General features: G+C 69.3%; 1 protein-coding gene. It reads left to right on the plus strand.

Annotation, left to right across the window (positions count from 1 at the left end; all coding sequences use genetic code 11):
• Positions 1-229 precede the first annotated feature (229 nt).
• Entirely contained in the window at positions 230-18,295 is an 18,066-nt protein-coding gene (locus ACYR7D_RS21200) for an amino acid adenylation domain-containing protein (RefSeq protein ID WP_459546278.1), read from the plus strand.
• Positions 18,296-18,530 lie beyond the last annotated feature (235 nt).

The following is an 18,530-nucleotide window of genomic DNA, read 5'->3' on the forward strand; positions in this document are numbered from 1 at the left end:
TTGACTTCTTAATTTCGAGCGATGCACATCCTTGGGTGGCCGGAATGTTCCCATGAGCATTCCGACTCCTGCAATGACGCAATAAACGGGAGGTCAGGTGACCCAGTCCAAGCGCAACCTCGAGAGCGATCGGACACAGCCGGGTTCCTCACACAACGGCACATCCGGTTATTCCGGCCGAACGATTCCCGGTAACGGTTCGGGAACGCACGGTAATGATTCGGCAAATGTGGCGTCCATCGATGTTCTCCCGCTCTCCGCGGCCCAGCGAGGAATCTGGTTCGCTCAGCATCTCGCGGGTTCGTCACCGATTTCCGTGGCCCAGTACGTGGAGATCACCGGTGAACTGAAGACGGACCTCCTGCTGGAGGCATGCGATACCGTCGGCCACGAGTTCGGCTCCGGATATCTGCGGCTCATCGAGATCGACGGCGAACCACGCCAATTCGTCGACGACACCATGGACTCCCCCGTATCGGTGGTGGACCTGCGCCGGCACGCCGACCCGGTGGCGGCCGCGCACGAGCTCATGGTGCAGGACTATTCCGCCCCGCTGGACCTGCTCACCGACCGGCTCATGACCAGCATCGTCTTCCAGGTCGGCCCCGACCACTACCTGTGGTATCAGCGCGCCCACCACATCGCGCTGGACGGTTTCGCCGCGGTCACGATGCTGCAGCGGATCACCGAGCTGTACAACGCTTGGGTAAACGGTGACGAGGCACCACCGTCGAAGGCACAGGACCTGGGGGAAATCGTCGACCAGGACCTGGCGTACCGGGACTCCACCCGCTTCGAGAACGACCGGAAGTACTGGACGGAGCATCTGGTGGGCGCCCCGCCCGTGGTCAGCCTCGCCGGCCGGATCGGCAAACCCACCATTCATCCGGAGCTGGTCAGCACGCCGCTACCGGCCGAGACCGCGCACCTGCTGGACCGTGCCGTACTGGAACGCGGCACCAGCGTGACCCCGATCGTCGTCGCGGCCTTCGCCGCCTACCTCGCCCGGATGACCGGCAGCGAGGAAGTGCTGCTGAGCCTGCCGGTTTCGGGACGGCACTCGGCTGTGCTGCGCCGTTCGGGAGGCATGGTGGCGAACGTGGTCCCGCTGCGGGTACGGGTCGCCTCGCTCGGCGTCGGCGAATTGATCGACGCCACGCAGAGCGAGCTGACCAGCGCTCTGCGGCGGCAGCGCTATCGCCAAGAGGACATCTTCCACGATATGGGGATCGCGCGCGACGAGACGGCATCCTTCGGTCCGGCCGTGAACCTGATGATGATCGAGAACGAGGTGGTGCTCGGCAATACGACCGGGCGCCTGCACGTCCTGACCTCCGGGCCCACCGCCGACCTGTTCGTCAACATCTATCCGGGAGCGGGTAGAGACAGCACCCATATCGACTTCCAGGGCAACCCCAACGTCTACACACCCGCCGAGCTGGCCGCTCACCACCGGCGCTTCCTCATGTTCCTGCACGGGTTCCTCGCCGGCGGTGCCGAACACCGGGTCAGCGGACTACCTCTCCTGGGAGCCCGGGAGCGCGCCGCGCTGCTACCCGTACGCGGTCCCAGCGGACTACCGGCCCGCCTCCTACCCGACATCCTGGCCGACGGCGCGGCCCGCGACCACACGGCGCCCGCGATCGTGGCCGACGGACACACCACGAGCTACGGCGCACTGGACAGCGCGTCCTCCCGCCTGGCCCGGCAGCTGATAGAGCTGGGTTGTGGACCGGGCAGTGCCGTAGCGATCGTGCTCCGGCGTTCCGCCGAGTCGATCACGGCGACCTGGGCGGTCGCGAAATCCGGTGCCGCGATCGTGCAGGTGGACCCGGAGTACCCGCCGAAACGTATCGAGCACATGATCGCCGACAGCGGCGCGGAGGTCGCGATCACCCTCGACGCCCACCGCGAGCGGCTGCCACACACCGTGCGGCCGGTCGTTCTCGACGATCCCGCCGCCCGGTACGCCGAGCTCGCGGACGGGCCGATCTCCGACGCGGAACGGACCCGGCCGCTGCGGTCCGCGCACATCGCCTATATGACCTACACGTCGGGGTCCACCGGGACGCCGAAAGGTGTCCAGGTCACCCACACCGGGCTGGCGAACCTGATCGCCGACCGCAGCGAAACCTACGGCATCGATGCCGGATCGCGGGTGTCGTATGCCCTCTCACCCAGCTTCGACGCCTCCCTGGAGCAGTTCCTGACCTGCTTCGCGGGCGGTTGCACGCTGGTGATCGTGCCACCCGAGGTGCTCGGCGGGGAACGGCTCACCCAGCTGCTGGCGGACGAACACGTCACGCATCTGACACTGACCCCGGCGATGCTGGCGACCGTGGACCCGCGGCCGCTCACCGACCTGCGGGCCGTGGTGGTCGGGGGCGACGTGTGTCCACCGCACGTTGTCGAACGGTGGACACAGGCCGTGCCTCTGTACAACGAATACGGTCCCACCGAAACCACCGTGACCGCCTCCGGCGCGGAGCTGCGACCCGGCCGGGACCTCACCGTCGGCGGACCCGTCCGCGGCGTCTCCGCCATGGTGCTGGACCGGGCGCTGCAGCCGGTACCGAAGGGCACCGTCGGGGAACTGTATCTGGCCGGGCCGGGTCTGGCCCGCGGCTACAGCAACCGGTTCGGTGAAACCGCGGCCCGGTTCGTCGCCCACCCGTACGGCGAGCCGGGGCAGCGTATGTACCGCACCGGCGATCTCGCGCGCTGGGCCGGCGACGAGTCGGAGATGACGCTGGAATTGATGGGGCGCAGCGATTTCCAGGTGAAGATCCGCGGCTACCGCATCGAACCGGGCGAGATCGACGCCGCGCTCACCGCGCACGCGGACGTGGAAATGTCCGCCACGATCCCGGTGCGCAACAATGCCGGTGCGACGGTGCTGGCGTCCTATGTCGTTCCGGTTCACGGCCGCCGGGCCGATCCGCTCGAACTCCAGCGTTTCGCCCGCGAATCCCTGCCCCCGCATATGGTCCCGGCCGTGATCCTGCCGCTGGAGAGTCTGCCGATGAACGCGTTCGGCAAACTCGATCGCAGCGCGCTACCCGAACCCGATTTCACGGCCGCACCGGCCGGGCGCGCGCCGGCCACCCCCCGGGAGAACCTGGTGGCGGGCCTGTTCGCCGAGGTACTCGGGGTACGGCAGGTCGGGGCGGACGACAGTTTCTTCGCGCTCGGCGGCGACAGCATCCTGTCGATCCAGCTGGTGGCGCGGGCGAAAGCCGTGGGGTTGGCGTTCTCCACCCAAGATGTGTTCGAGTACAAGACCGTCGCGGGGCTGGCCGCCATCGCGACCGAGGCCGGTGGTGTCCCGCAGCTGGCCGAACTGTCCGGTGGCGGGACAGGGCCGATACCGCTGTCGCCGATCGTGCACGCCATGCTGGACCGCGGCCACTACGGTAGGTTCGCGCAGGCCACTCTGGTCGAACTCCCCGAGCGGGTCCGCCGCGTAGAGCTGGTGCGGGCGCTGCAGTCCCTGCTGGACCGCCACGACATACTGCGTGCGGTACTGCGCGGCGCCACCCCGGGCGCGGACCCCCACCTCGAGGTACGCGCGCCGGGCGCGGTCGATGCCGATACGGTGCTGACCCATGTGCGGCTCGACGAACGCGCGGCCGACGTCATCGACGCGCACCTACAGGAAGCCGCGGACCGTCTGGATCCCGGCAGCGGCGCGCTCGTCCAGGTCGTGTGGCTGCAGGACGGCAGCGGCGCCGGCCCCGACCTGATGTGGCTGGTGATCCACCATCTCGCCGTCGACGCGGTGTCGTGGCGGATCCTTCTCACCGACCTCGCCCAGACCTGGCCGCAGGTTCGCGGGGGCGGCGAACCCCGACCGGCTGCGGGAACCACCTCGGTGCGGCGCTGGGTGCACGGCCTGGTCGAGCAGGCGCCGGACAGAAGTGCCGCGGAACTCGACCTGTGGAAGGGGGTCGTGGCGGGTGGGGACCGGCTGCTCGGCGCGCGCCGCCTGGACCCGGATCGTGACGTCATGTCCACGGCGAGCCGGGTCCGGCTCCGGATCCCGGCCGATATCACCGAGGCGGTGCTCACCACCATTCCGGCGCGGTTCCACGGCAGCGCCAACGATTCGCTGCTGGCGGCCCTGGCCCTGGCGCTGGGCGAATGGCGGCGCCGGCGCGGGATGACGCCCGGGGAAGAGCTGATATCGCTGGAGGGCCACGGCCGGGAGGAACGGGCCGTACCGGGCGCCGACCTCAGCGCCACCGTGGGCTGGTTCACCACCCGCTTCCCGCTCCGGCTCGAACTGGCGGGCGTCGACCTCGACGACGCGTTCGCCGGCGGCGCGGCCGCGGGACAGGCGATCAAGCAGGTCAAGGAGCAGCTACGGGCGGTGCCGGACAACGGTATCGGCTATGGGATGCTGCGTTGCCTGGATCCCCGGGGCCGCGCGGAGCTCGGGAGTGCACCGGACCCCCAGATCAGTTTCAACTATCTGGGCCGGGTGGGTGCCCGCGAGCATTCGGGGGCGTGGGCACCCACCACCGAATTCCCGTCGCTGACCGCGACGAACGATCCGCGGATGGCGTTGCCCGCCGTACTCGATATCAATGCGATCGCCGAACCGGGTCCTGAGGGACTCGAACTCGATGCGACCTGGGAGTTCGCCTCGAAAATCCTGGACGCCGAGGAGGTCGACGAACTCGCCGGCCTGTGGGTGCGGGCGCTGCGGGCTCTCACCGGCCATATGCGTTCCGGATCCGCCGGTGGATTCACCCCGTCGGACTTCCCGCTCGTCGCGGTCTCGCAGGACGATATCGACCACTGGCAGCGGGAATACCCGTCGCTGACCGATGTGTGGCCACTCACCGCCCTACAGTCCGGGTTGCTGTTCCACACGATCTACGACCACGACGGTGACGACGGATACATCGTACAAGCCGCGTTGACGCTGGGCGGAGAGGTGGATCCGACGCGGATGCGGCAGGCCGCGCAGGCGCTCGTCGACCGGCACGACAGCCTGCGGACCGCGTTCGTCGAAAGCGGCGGCGGCCCGAGGCAACTCGTTCTGGGCAGCGTCCGGGCCGACTGGCGCGAAACCGACCTCACCGGTATCGGTGACGACGAGGAACGGGAGCGGGCACTGCGGCGGCTCGCGGAATCGGCGGCGGCGCCGTTCGATCCGGCGCGGCCACCGCTGCTGCGTTTCCACCTCGTACGCACCGGCGCCGACGAGTTCCGGCTGCTCGTCACCAACCATCACATCGTGCTGGACGGCTGGTCGATGCCGTTGCTGATCCATCAGCTGCTCGTCCTCTACAGCTCCGACGGCGATCCGGCCGAACTGACCTCACCCCGCTCCTACCGGGACTATCTGCAGTGGCTCGAAACCCAGGACCGGGAAGCCGCGACAGCCGCGTGGCAGCAGATGCTCGCCGGGATCGAGAGCCCCACCCGGGTCACCGGTGGGGCGGACCGGACCGTCACCGCGCACAACGGTGACGTGGAGGTGCGGCTCGACGCCGCCACCACCGCCGCGGTTCTCGACCTCGGCCGCTCCCACGGTGTCACCGCGAACACATCCGTACAGGTGGCGTGGGCGCTGCTGCTCACCACCCTGACCGGCGAACCGGATGTGGTGTTCGGCAATACGGTGACCCATCGCCCGCCGCAGATCCTCGGCGTCGAACATATGGTCGGCCTGTTCATCAACACACTTCCGGTACGTGTGCGGCTCGATCCCCACGAAACCGTCGCCGACCTGCTGGTGCGGGTGCAGTCGGAGCAGGCGGCCATGCTGGACCATCGCCATATCGGGTTGGCGGAACTACAGCGGGCGACCGGTATCGCCGACATGTTCGACACGGTGACGGTGCTCGAATCCTATCCGCTCGACCGGGAAGGACTGGCCCGTGATCTCCGCGACGCCGGCCTGCGTTTCATCGATATCGAAGCCCACGACGCGACACCGTATCCGCTGAGCCTGCAGGTGACCCCGCCGCGCCCGGCGCGTGACGGGAATCCGGAACTCGGGGAGTCCGGTACCTATGCGCTCACGCTGCGGTTCTCCACCGACCGGTTCGATACCGAAGCAGCCCGGACCCTGCTCGACCGGTTCGAACTGATCTTGACCCAGATCGTCACCGACCCCGCCGTGAAGGTCGCCGCGGTCGCCGCGCGCCCGGACCGCGAACGGGCCGAGCTGTTCCCGGCCGGCGCGGACGAACCCATCGCGGAACGCACCATGTGGGAGATCCTGGCCACCACCGCACGAACCCATCCGGACGCGGTCGCTGTCCGCTCCGGCGACACCGCGCTGACCTACCGGGACCTGCGGTCACGCGCGCACGAGCTCGCGTGCCGGTTGGCCGCCCATGGCGCGCGCCCCGAATCGCTGGTCGCGCTGGCCGTCCCCCGATCCGTCGAACTGGTCGTGGCGATCTGGGCGGTCGCCGAAACAGGCGCCGCCTTCGTACCGGTGGATCCCGGCAACCCCGCCGAGCGGATCGCGGAGCTGCTGTCCGATTCCGGGAGCACGCTGGGGGTGACGGTCGGCGCTGTCGTGCCGCGACTTCCCGATACGCTCACCTGGTCGGTCCTCGACGCCGGGGACGAGCAGCCGCCCCGGCCGGGCGGCGGCACGGACGCGACCGGCGCGCCGCGGACCGGCAACGCCGCGTACATGATCTACACCTCCGGGTCGACGGGTACCCCGAAAGCCGTGCACGTCGAGCATCGGGGGCTGGCCGGGCTCGTCGCCGCACAGGCCGAGGCCTTCGAGGTGAATTCATCCTCGGTGGTACTGCAGGTCGCGTCCCCGGGTTTCGATGCCTGCCTGTCGGAACTGCTGCTGGCCCACAGCCGCGGCGCCTGCCTGGTTCCGGCACCGCCGGACGTGTACGGCGGCACCGACCTCGAAGAGCTGCTGCGCGCACAACAGGTCACCCACGCGATCATCACCCCCTCCGCGCTGAACACGATGGACCCCTCCCGTGTGCCGTCCCTGCGAACGGTCGCTGTCGTCGGGGAGGCCACCGGCACCGATCTCGTCAACCGGTGGGCCCCCGGCCGCCGGCTGATGAATCACTACGGCCCGACGGAATGCACGATCTGGGCAACCGGGTCGCCCGCCTTGGAACCCGGGGAACCGGTGACGATCGGCGGTCCGATCCGCGGCGTCTCGGTGGCCGTTCTCGATATGTGGTTACGGCCGGTACCGGTGGGGGTGTCCGGTGAACTGTATCTCGGCGGCCCCGGGCTGGCCCGCGGCTATTTCGGCCGGCCGGGCACCACCGCGTCCCGTTTCGTCGCCGATCCGGCCTCGCCGCACGGCGAACGGCTCTACCGCACCGGCGACACCGTGCGCTGGGTGCGGGGCCGCACCGGCCCGGCGCTGGAATATCTCGGCCGCGGTGACCAGCAGGTCAAGATCCACGGTCTGCGGATCGAACCGGGGGAGATCGACGCCCACCTGGCCCGCCACCCGGCCGTGGCCGGTGCCGCCACCGTCGCGCAGGAAGGACCCGCCGGTGAACCGGTGCTGGTGTCCTATGTCGTCGCCGCGCCGGAAAGGGCACTGGATGTGGCGGCCCTGCGCGAGGACCTCGCACAGTCGCTGGCCCACTATATGAACCCCGCGGCGATCGTGGAACTCGATTCGATGCCGCTGACCCCGGTCGGCAAGATCGACCACAAAGCTCTGCGGCGGCGCACCGTCGCCTTCGAGACCACCCCCGGCAGGCCGCCGGCCACCGACACCGAGCGGATCGTGGCGCGACTCTTCGCCGAGGTGCTGCACCTGGACAACGTCTCGGCCGACAGCAACTTCTTCGCCCTCGGCGGCGACAGTATCGTCTCCATGCGCCTGGTGGCGCTCGCGAAATCCGCCGGACTGACCCTCACCCCCCGCGACGTTTTCGAAGGTAGAACCGTCGCCGCCTTGGCCGCCGTCGCCCGCGCCGCGGACCGGCCCGCGGACCCGGCCGGACATCACGCCGAACGACCCACCGCGGAATCCCCGCTCGTCGATCTCGCCTCACCGGATATCGACCGGCTCGAACAGCGATATCGCGGATTGACCGACGTGTGGCCGCTGTCGCCGATGCAATCCGGGATCCATTTCCATTCGACCTACAACCCGGACACCGCCGACAACTACACCGTTCAGACGATGATCGGCTTCACCGGAGAGGTCGACGGCCCGCGGCTGCGGCGCGCGGCGCAGGCCGTGATCGATCGGCACGACATCCTGCGCGCGGCGTTCGCGCAAACCCCTGCCGGACCGTGCCAGATCGTGCTGGACCACGCGGACGTCCGATTCCGCGAAATCGATCTCGCCGACCACGCCGCCGAGGACGCCCCGGCCGAAATGGATCGTATCGCCGCGGCGGACGCGGCGTCCGGTTTCGACCTGTCGGAGCCGCCGCTGATCCGGTTCACCTTGATCCGCGCCGGCGCCGGCGCTTTCCGGCTGCTCGTCACGAATCATCATGTGATCCTGGACGGCTGGTCCATGCCGCTGCTGATGCGGGAACTGCTCGACTACTACGGGACACCGCAGCATATCGGTGACCTCGGACCCGCCCCCTCTTACCGCGACTACCTGTCCTGGTTGCGCCGGCAGGACCTCGACGCCTCCAGAGCCGCATGGGCCCGGGCCTATGCGGATGTGGACGCCCCCACCCGGGTGGCGCGCGGCGCCGGGGCCGGGAACGCCGGGGCTGCCGGGGAAGTCGGCGCGCGATTACCGGCGGCCCGGTTCGAACAACTCCGTCGCGTGGCCGCCGGCGCGGCCGTGACCGTCAACACCACCATCGCCGCGGCCTGGGCGCTGAACCTGCGCGTACTGACCGGGGAAACCGATGTGATCTTCGGTTCCGCCGTCTCGGGCCGCCCACCGGAATTACCGCTGGTGGACCAAACCCTCGGCATGTTCCTGAACACGATCCCCGTCCGGGTCCGGCTCGAGCCCACACTGTCGCTGGGCCGGCTGCTGTCCCGGATCCAGGAGCAGCACGCCGCTATGCTCGACCACCACTACGTCGGCCTCCCCGATATCCACCGCAGCGCCGGGGTGACCGAACTCTTCGACACCGCCGTCGCATACCAGTCGTTCCCCGTCGACCGGCCGGCACTGCAGCAACTCGTCGACTCCGCGGGCCTGCGCGTCGAGGAGATCAGCGGTGTCGATGCCACCCCGTACCCACTGAGCCTGGTCGTCGAACCCGCGTACACCGAACACGGCGAAGCGCAGGGCCTGCGGATCACCCTCCGGTACCTGCAGGACGAATTCGACACCACACGCGCCCGCCGCATCCTCGACCGCTTCGTGGAACTGCTCGACCGGATCGCCACCGACCCCGAACTGCCCCTCGGTGGGACGGCCCTGAACGACGAACCGTCCTTCTCCCGGCCCGCCGGCGACCCAGTGGAACCCGCCACCCTCGACGAGATTTTCACCACCACAGCCGCCGCCGGACCCGACACCCTAGCCATGGTCCACGGCGCCGACAGCGTCACCTACCGGCAGCTCGACGAACAATCCAATCGTCTCGCCCGCGTCCTGCTGCAGCGCGCCGCCGGGCCGGAAACCGTCCTGGCCTCCGCGCTTCCGCGCTCCCTGGAAGCGATCCTCGTCATCTGGGCGGCCGCGAAAGCGGGCACCGCGTTCCTGCCGATCGACCCCAACCTGCCCGTCGACCGCGTCGAATTCCTGTTGTCGGATTCGCATACCGCGCTCGGGGTCACCGACACCGCCTCCCGGAAACACCTGCCCGATACCGTCGACTGGCTGCCCCTCGACGACGAGGACACCCGCCGCGCGATCGCCGCTCAACCCGCGACACCGCTGTCCGCCACCGAACGCGGCGGCCCGATCCGGCAGGACCAGGCGGCGTATGTCATCTACACCTCCGGGTCCACCGGAATCCCCAAAGGTGTCCGGGTCGGCCATCGCGGCCTGGCCGATGTCGTCGCCGGACAGCGCCGCATACTCGGCGCCGGCCCGGCCGCGACGGTACTGCAGGTCGCCTCACCCAGCTTCGACGCCACACTGTTCGAACTCCTGCTGGCACACGGCTCCGGCGGTCGGCTGGTCATCGCCCCTCCCGATATCTACGGTGGCCGTGATCTCGCCGAACTCATCCGGCGCGAACACGTCACCCACGCGGTGATCACCCCGTCGGCGCTGACAACGGTCCCGTCGGAGGACCTCGACGAACTACGTGTGCTGGCCGCGGCCGGGGAACCGGTCGGACCGGAACTGGTCGACCGGTGGGCGCCCGGCCGCACCATGATCAACCTCTACGGTCCCAGCGAATGCACCATCTGGGCCACCGCCGACGGCGCGCTGACCCCCGGCGCCGCGATCACGATCGGCGAACCCGCGGGCCCCGTCGCGACCGTGGTCCTCGATACCTGGCTGCGGCCGGTGCCCACGGGCACCACGGGCGAACTGTATCTGTACGGCCGAGGACTGGCCGACGGATACCTCGACCGCACCGGACTGAGCGCGGCACGGTTCGTCGCCTGCCCGTTCGGGCAGCCCGGCCGGCGGATGTACCGCACCGGCGACCTGGTGCGCCAACGCCCCGACGGCCGACTGGAATTCCTGGGCCGCAACGATTTCCAGGTCAAGGTACGCGGCACCCGGGTCGAGCCGACCGAAATCGATGCGGTACTCGGGGCGCACCCGGATGTGGCGTTCGCCGTCACCGTGCCCCGCGGCGGCGACGACCGGCCGGTGATGCTGGTGTCCTATGTGGTGCCGGAACCCGGATCCACCGTCACCGGCGAAGAACTGCGCACCGCGCTGACCGCCGAACTACCCGCCTATATGGTGCCCGCCGCTGTCCTGACCCTGGACGAGGTTCCGCTCACCGCCAATGCGAAACTCGACCGTGACCGGCTACCGGAGCCGGTGTTCGCCGCACGTGAATTCCGGGCACCGGCTTCCTGGCCGGAAGTGGTGGTCGCCGAAGCGTTCGAGCAGGTGCTCGGCGTGGAACGGGTGGGCGCCGACGACGATTTCTTCGCCCTCGGTGGTGATTCGCTGAGCGCGTCGCTGGTGGTGGCCCGCGTGAGCGCGGCCCTCGATGTCCGGGTGCCGGTGCGCGCGGTGTTCGAAACGCCGACCGTCGCCGGACTGGCCGAGCACGCGAGCACACTCACCGGTGGAAACCGGATACCGTTGACAGCCGGTACCCGCCCCGAACTCATCCCGTTGTCCCTGGCACAGCAACGGATGTGGTTCCTCAACCGGTTCGAACCCGAATCGGCGGCCTACAACATTCCGGTCATGCTGCGGCTGTCGGGCCGGTTGGACACCGCGGCGCTGGCGGCCGCACTCGGCGATGTCATCGCCCGCCACGAAGTGCTGCGCACCATCTACCCGGCCACTGCCGGGGAACCACGGCAGGTGATCCTGGACGCACCCGAAATGCCGGTGGCACCCGTGCGGGTGGACGCGGATTCCGCCGCGGAAGTGGTGAGCGAACTCGTACGCCGCGGATTCGACGTGACCGCCCACGTCCCGATACGGGTGGGGCTGTTCGAAATCACGCCACCGGACCCCGGACCCACCCCGGAATTCCTGCTCGTCCTCGTCGTCCACCACATCGCCGGCGACGGACAATCGATGGGCCCGCTGGCCCGCGATGTGATGCAGGCATACGCGGCGCGAGTGGCCGGACACGCGCCGGCCTGGGAGCCCCTGGCCGTGCAATACGCGGATTACACGCTGTGGCAGCGGCGGATCCTGGGAGAGGCCGCGGACCCGGACTCGCTGATATCGGCCCAGCTGCGATTCTGGACCGCGACGCTGGCCGGCGCACCCGACCGGATCGAACTCCCCACCGACAGGCCCCGCCCGGCGGTGGCCTCCCTGTCCGGCGGGCGGGTACCGGTGGAGATCGGCCCCGAACTACACCGGCGGCTGCTGGAACTGGCCCGATCCCGCGGATCGTCACTGTTCATGGTCGTACACGCGGCGCTGGCGGCGGTACTGGCCCGGCTCAGCGGCAGCGACGACGTGGTGGTCGGCACCCCGGTGGCCGGCCGCGGCGAACCCGGACTGGACGATCTGGTCGGTATGTTCGTGAACACCCTTGCCCTGCGCACCCCCGTGGCAGCGGGTGAACCTTTCACACAACTGCTGGCGCGCACACGAGAAACGGACCTGCAGGCCTTCGAACACGCGGATGTCCCGTTCGAGCGGATCGTGGAAGAACTCAACCCCGAACGCACAGCGGCACAACACCCGGTGTTCCAGGTGGCGCTCGCGTTCCAGAACCTGACCAGCGTGAACATCGCCCTGCCTGGCGTCGTGGTGTCCCGAGCGGATGTGGACACCGGCGTCTGCCAGTTCGACCTGCAGCTGATGATCTCCGATTCCGCCGTCGAAGACGGTACGGGCCTGTCGGGCATGATGATGTACGCCCGCGACCTCTTCGACGAAACCACGGTGACCGGTTTCGTCCAGCGACTGATCCGGGTATTGGAAGCGGTAGCCGAGAACCCCGCGACAGCTGTCGGGGATATCGAGTGGCTGGCCCCGGGCGAACACCGCGAACTGGTCTCGCGGGTGGGCCCGCGGCCCCCGGAAACACCGCAGCCGCCGCGACTGCTACCGGATGTCCTCGCCGCCGCCGTACGAACCAACCGCGACGGAACCGCCCTGGTCGCCGACGATACCGCACTCACCTACGCCCAACTGGACGAACAGTCCAACCGGCTGGCCCGGTTGCTGCTCCACCGCGGCGCCGGCCCGGAGAAAACCGTCCTGGTAGCCGCCACACGCTCGGTGGAATCGATAATCGCGTGGTGGGCGGTGGTGAAAACCGGAGCGGCGTACGTGCCGGTGGATCCCCGCTACCCCGTCGGCCGGATCGAACAGATGGTCTCGGATTCCGGCGCCGGAATGGGCGTGACCGTCTCGGCCGCCACCCGCGACGAACTACCCACCTCCGTGGACTGGATCGTCCTCGACGACACCACCGTGGCCACCGAGCTGAGCGCGCTGACCGCCGACCCGGTCGACGACACGCAACGGCCCCGGCCGCTGCGGGTCTCCGATACGGCCTACGTGGTCTTCACTTCCGGCTCCACCGGCGTACCGAAAGGTGTGGCCGTAACCCACACCGGTATCGCCGACTTCGTCTCCGCGCAGCGCGCCGACCGCGAACTCACCCCCACCTCCCGGGTGCTGCACTTCGCTTCGCCCTCGTTCGACGCCTCCCTGCTGGAAATCCTGCTGGCCCTCGCCCACGCCTCCACCCTCGTGGTGGCCCCGGCCGGAATATACGGCGGAGTCGAACTGGCCAAATTCCTCCGGGCCCAGCGGATCACCCATGCGTTCGTGACCCCGGCCGCGCTGGCGTCGGTGGACCCCGCAGGGCTCGACGACCTCCGCGTGGTGCTGTCCGGCGGCGACGAGGTCCCGGCGGACCTGGTCGCCCGCTGGTCCGGCACCGACAGCGCCGGAACCCGCGAATTCCGGGTGCTGTACGGGCCCACCGAAACCACCATGGTCGCCACGGCCACCGCACCCCTGCAACCGGGCGACCACCCCACGATCGGCGCCCCGCTGCCCGGGATACGGGCCCTGGTCCTCGACACCCGGCTGCACCCGGTGCCCGCGGGAGTAGCCGGAGAACTGTACCTGTCCGGGCCGGCGCTGGCCCGCGGATACCTGCATCGGGTCGCCACCAGCGCCGCACGTTTCGTGGCGTGCCCGTTCGAGGAACCGGGCCGGCGCATGTACCGCACCGGTGACATCGTCCGATGGAACACCGACGGCACGCTGGAGTTCGTAGGCCGTAACGACTTCCAGGTCAAAGTCCGCGGTTTCCGAGTGGAACTGGGGGAGATCGACACGGTGCTCGGGGCCCGCGCGGACGTGGCGTTCGCCGTCACGATACCGCGCCGCGAAGGTACCGGCCCGGTGATGCTGGTGTCCTATGTGGTGCCCGCGGCCGGAGCGTCGATCTCCGGTGAGGAACTGTCCGCGGCGGTAGCCGAGGCGCTGCCCTCCTACATGGTGCCCGCCGCGGTGATGGTGCTCGACGAGATCCCGCTCTCCCCGAACGGGAAACTCGACCGCAAGGCGCTACCCGCACCAGCCCTGCAGACCAGGCAATTCCGGGCCCCCGCCTCCCCGGTGGAAGAGATCGTGGCCGGCGTCTTCGCCGAAGTGCTCGGTCTCGACCGCGCCCTCGGCGCCGACGACGACTTCTTCGAACTCGGCGGAAACAGTCTGGTGGCCACCCGCGTGGCCGCCCGCATCGGCACCGCGCTCGACGCGAACGTCCCGGTAGCGATGATCTTCGAGGCGCCGACCGTCGCGAAACTGGCCGTCCGGGTCGAAACCCATGCCGACCCCGGCCGGGTGGCGTTGACCCCCCAACCGCGCCCGGACCGTATCCCGCTGTCCTACGCACAGCAGCGGATGTGGTTCCTGAACCGATTCGAACCCGATACCGCCGCCTACAGCATCCCGATCGTGATCCGGCTGTCCGGCCGCCTCGACCTCGACGCGCTGCACGCGGCGATCGCCGATGTGGTGGCCCGCCACGAGGTACTGCGAACCGTGTACCCGCAGGCCGGAGGCGAGCCCTCGCAGGTGGTGCTCCCCGCCGCCGAAACACTCCCACCGATGTCCGTGACCCCCATCGCGGAAGCCGAACTGGCCGAGCAGGTCACGGCGTTCCTGTCCACCGGATTCGACGTGACCCGGGAGACATCGTTCCGGGCGCGGCTGTTCGACCTCGGACACGACACCTGGGTGCTGGCCGTGGTGATCCACCACATCTCCGGTGACGGCTCGTCGCTGGGACCGCTCTCGCGGGACATGATGACGGCGTACGCGGCACGGCTACGCGAGGAAACCCCACCCTGGGCGCCGCTGGCAGTGCAGTACGCGGACTACGCGATCTGGCAGCGCGCGGTCCTGGGCACCGAGCAGGACCCCGATTCGCTGCTGCGGGCCCAGATCGACTACTGGACCACACAGTTGGCGGATCTACCGGCCCTGCTGGAACTCCCCACCGACCGTCCACGCCCACCCGCCCAGACCTATGCCGGCGCGAACGTGCCGATAACCATCGACGCCGAACTCCATACCCGCCTGGAACAGACCGCCCGCGCCCACAACACGACACTGTTCATGGTGTTCCATGCGGCACTGGCAGCCACCCTGAGCAGGCTCGCCCACACCGACGACATCGCGATCGGCACCCCCTACGCCGGACGCGGCGAACCCGAACTCGACGATCTGGTCGGCATGTTCGTCAACACTCTCGTCCTGCGGACCCGCACCACCGCGGGTATGTCGTTCAGCCAACTGCTCGACCACGTCCGAAACACCGATCTGGCCGCGTTCGGGCACGCCGACGTACCGTTCGAACGGCTGGTGCAGGAACTGAACCCGGTGCGCACCCACGCCCACCACCCGCTGTTCCAGGTGATGCTGGCATTCCAGAACCTCGCCACAACCGATTTCGAACTTCCCGACCTCTCGGTTTCCGCTGTCGAAGCCGACGCCGGCACCTCCCTGTTCGACCTGCAGGTCACGGTCTCCGATTCCTACGATTCCACCGGCGCACCAGCCGGTATCAGCGGCGGAATCACCTACGCCACCGACCTGTTCGACCCGGCGAGCGTAGCCACGATCGCCGACCGGCTGCTGCGGGTACTCGACGCGATGGTGACCGACCCCGCACAACCGATCCACGATGTGGATCTGCTCGACAGTACCGAACGGGAAGCCGTACTGAACCGGTGGAACGCCACCGACCACCCCTTCGCCGGCGACGACACACTCCCCGCGATCTTCGCCCGCGCCGTACCGGAACACGCCGACCGCACCGCACTGGTCTCCGGCGACCGAACACTGACCTACACGGAATTCGCGGCGCGCGTGAACCGGCTGGCACGCTGGCTGATCGCCCAGGGAGTAGGCCCGGAATCGCTGGTGGCGCTCCAGATGCGGCGCTGCGTCGACCAGGTCGTGGCCATGTACGCCGTGCACGCCGCCGGCGGCGGATACGTCCCCGTCGACCCGGATCACCCGGCCGAACGTATCGAGTACATGCTGGAAACCGCCGCACCCACCGTGGTGCTGTCCTCCCTCGACGAGCTGGACCTGTCCGGTTTCGCCGACACACCCGTCACCGAGCGCGACCGTCTCGCGGCACTGCAGCCGCACAACACCGCCTACGTGCTCTTCACCTCCGGATCCACCGGCCGGCCGAAAGGCGTGGCCGTGCCCCACAGCGCGGTGGTGAACCAGCTGCGGTGGATAATCGACACCTACGCATTGAGCCCGGCGGACGTGGTGCTGCAGAAGACCCCCGCCACCTTCGACGTATCGGTATGGGAGCTGTTCGCGACCCTGGCCGTCGGCGCGCGACTGGTGATCGCCCGCCCCGACGGCCACGGCGACCCGGCGTATCTCGCCGCCGCGATCGCCGAGCACCGGGTCACGATCACCTCCTTCGTACCGTCGATGCTGGCCGCCTTCACCGACGCGGCACCGGCCGGATCGCTGGGATCGCTGCGCACGGTGCTGGTCGGCGGGGAGGCATTCGGTGCGGAGCTGGTCGCGGCCGCGCGCCGGGTACTGCCCTGGACCCGGCTGCACAATCTGTACGGCCCCACCGAGTTCACCCTGCACGCGACAGCGCACCCGGTGACCGCGGACGACACCGGCAGCGTGCCGATGGGCGCGCCGGTGTGGAACGTCCGCGCCTACGTGCTCGACGCCCGGTTGCGCCCGGTACCACCCGGGGTGGCGGGGGAGCTGTACCTGGCGGGCGTCCAGATCGCGCGTGGATACCAGGCGCGCCCGGGCTTGACCGCGGAACGGTTCGTACCCGACCCGTACTCCCACGGCGGCCGCCTCTACCGCACCGGAGATCTGGCGCGCCGGCAGCCCACCGGTGAGCTGGAATATCTCGGCCGCACCGATTCCCAGGTGAAACTCCGCGGTCTGCGCATCGAACTCGGCGAGATCGAAGCGGTACTCGCCGAGCACCACACCGTCGGCCGGGCGATCGTCGCGGTACGCTCCGCCGCGGCCGGGGAACAGCTCGTCGGCTACCTCGTTCCCGCCGCCGGCGCCACCGTCGACACCGAAGCGGTGCTGGCACACGCCGGCACCGAACTACCCGGCTACATGGTGCCCTCCGTGATGATGGTGCTGGACACGGTACCACTCACCGCATCCGGCAAATTGGACCGCGCGCGGCTACCGGAGCCGGAGCTCGCGATAGGGGAGTACCGGGCACCGTCCTCGTGGCTGGAAGAAGAGATAGCCCGGACCTTCGAGCAGGTACTCGGAGTGGACCGGGTGGGCGCCGACGACGACTTCTATGCGCTGGGCGGTAACTCGCTGCGCTCGGTGCAGGTGGTGAGCGAGCTGAAGAAGGAGCTCGACTACGAGGTGCCGGTCAGCTGGATGCTGTCGGATCCGCGGCCGGCCGATCTCGCCCGGCGTATCGAATCCGGTCTGCGCTCCGGTCAGGTCGACACCGGCCACACCGCCCTCGGCTTCGACGTCCTGCTCCCGATCCGGACCGGCGGCGATCTGCCACCGCTGTTCTGTATCCATCCGGCGTCGGGCCTGGCCTGGTGCTATCGCCCGCTCGACGAATACCTCGCCGCCGACCGGCCGATCTACGGGCTCCAAGCTCCGCAGATCGGCGGGGAAGAGCCCGGCCCGGAGACGATCGCGGAAACCGCGCGGCGCTACTTCGACGAGATCCGCACGGTGCAGCCACACGGCCCGTACCATCTCCTGGGCTGGTCGCTGGGCGGAACGATCGCCCACGCCGTCGCCGTCGAGATGCGCGCTGCCGGGGAGGAGGTCGCGTTGCTGGCGTTGTTGGACGCCGAAGCGGACGGTTTCGACGCCTCCGCGGTCACCGAGGTCACGGCCGGGGAGCTGATCAGTAATCTCGGCCCGGTCCTGGGTATCGATTTCGTGGACGCCGACGCGACCGCCGCGGAAGCGGCCGAGCTGATCGAGCAGCATCTCGGCGGCAGTCTCGGCGTCGACGCCGCGATGATCGAACGCATGACCCACGCCTACAACGTGTCGATGCGCGCGGCGAGCGACTGGCGGCCGCCGGTCCTGGACGGCGATATGCTGTACTTCACCGCGACCGTCGACAGGCGATCGGACGCGAGGGGTCATCGGGGGTGGGCACCGGTGGTACGTGGGCAGATCGCGAACTTCGATATCGAGAGCACCCACCTCGCCATGACCGAACCGCAGGCGGTGGCCCAGATCGCCCGGGTCCTCAACCCACGGCTCGGACGATGAACGGTACGCCGCCGCGCTCCGTTCCGGAGCGCGGCGGCGAGCTACCGAGGGACCACCGGCCGGGATCGAGGTACCCGGAGTCGATCTCGCGGCCAGTACCCGGGTCGCCGGCGTCGTCGTCGGTTTCGACCCCGACTTCGGTACCTACGCCGAACAGCTCATCGTGCCCGCCACCGATATCGCCGTGGCACCCGGCGGACTCGACCTGGTCGCGGCATCGACGGTGCCGTCCAAC

It is taken from the genome of Nocardia sp. X0981, from assembly GCF_977089955.1.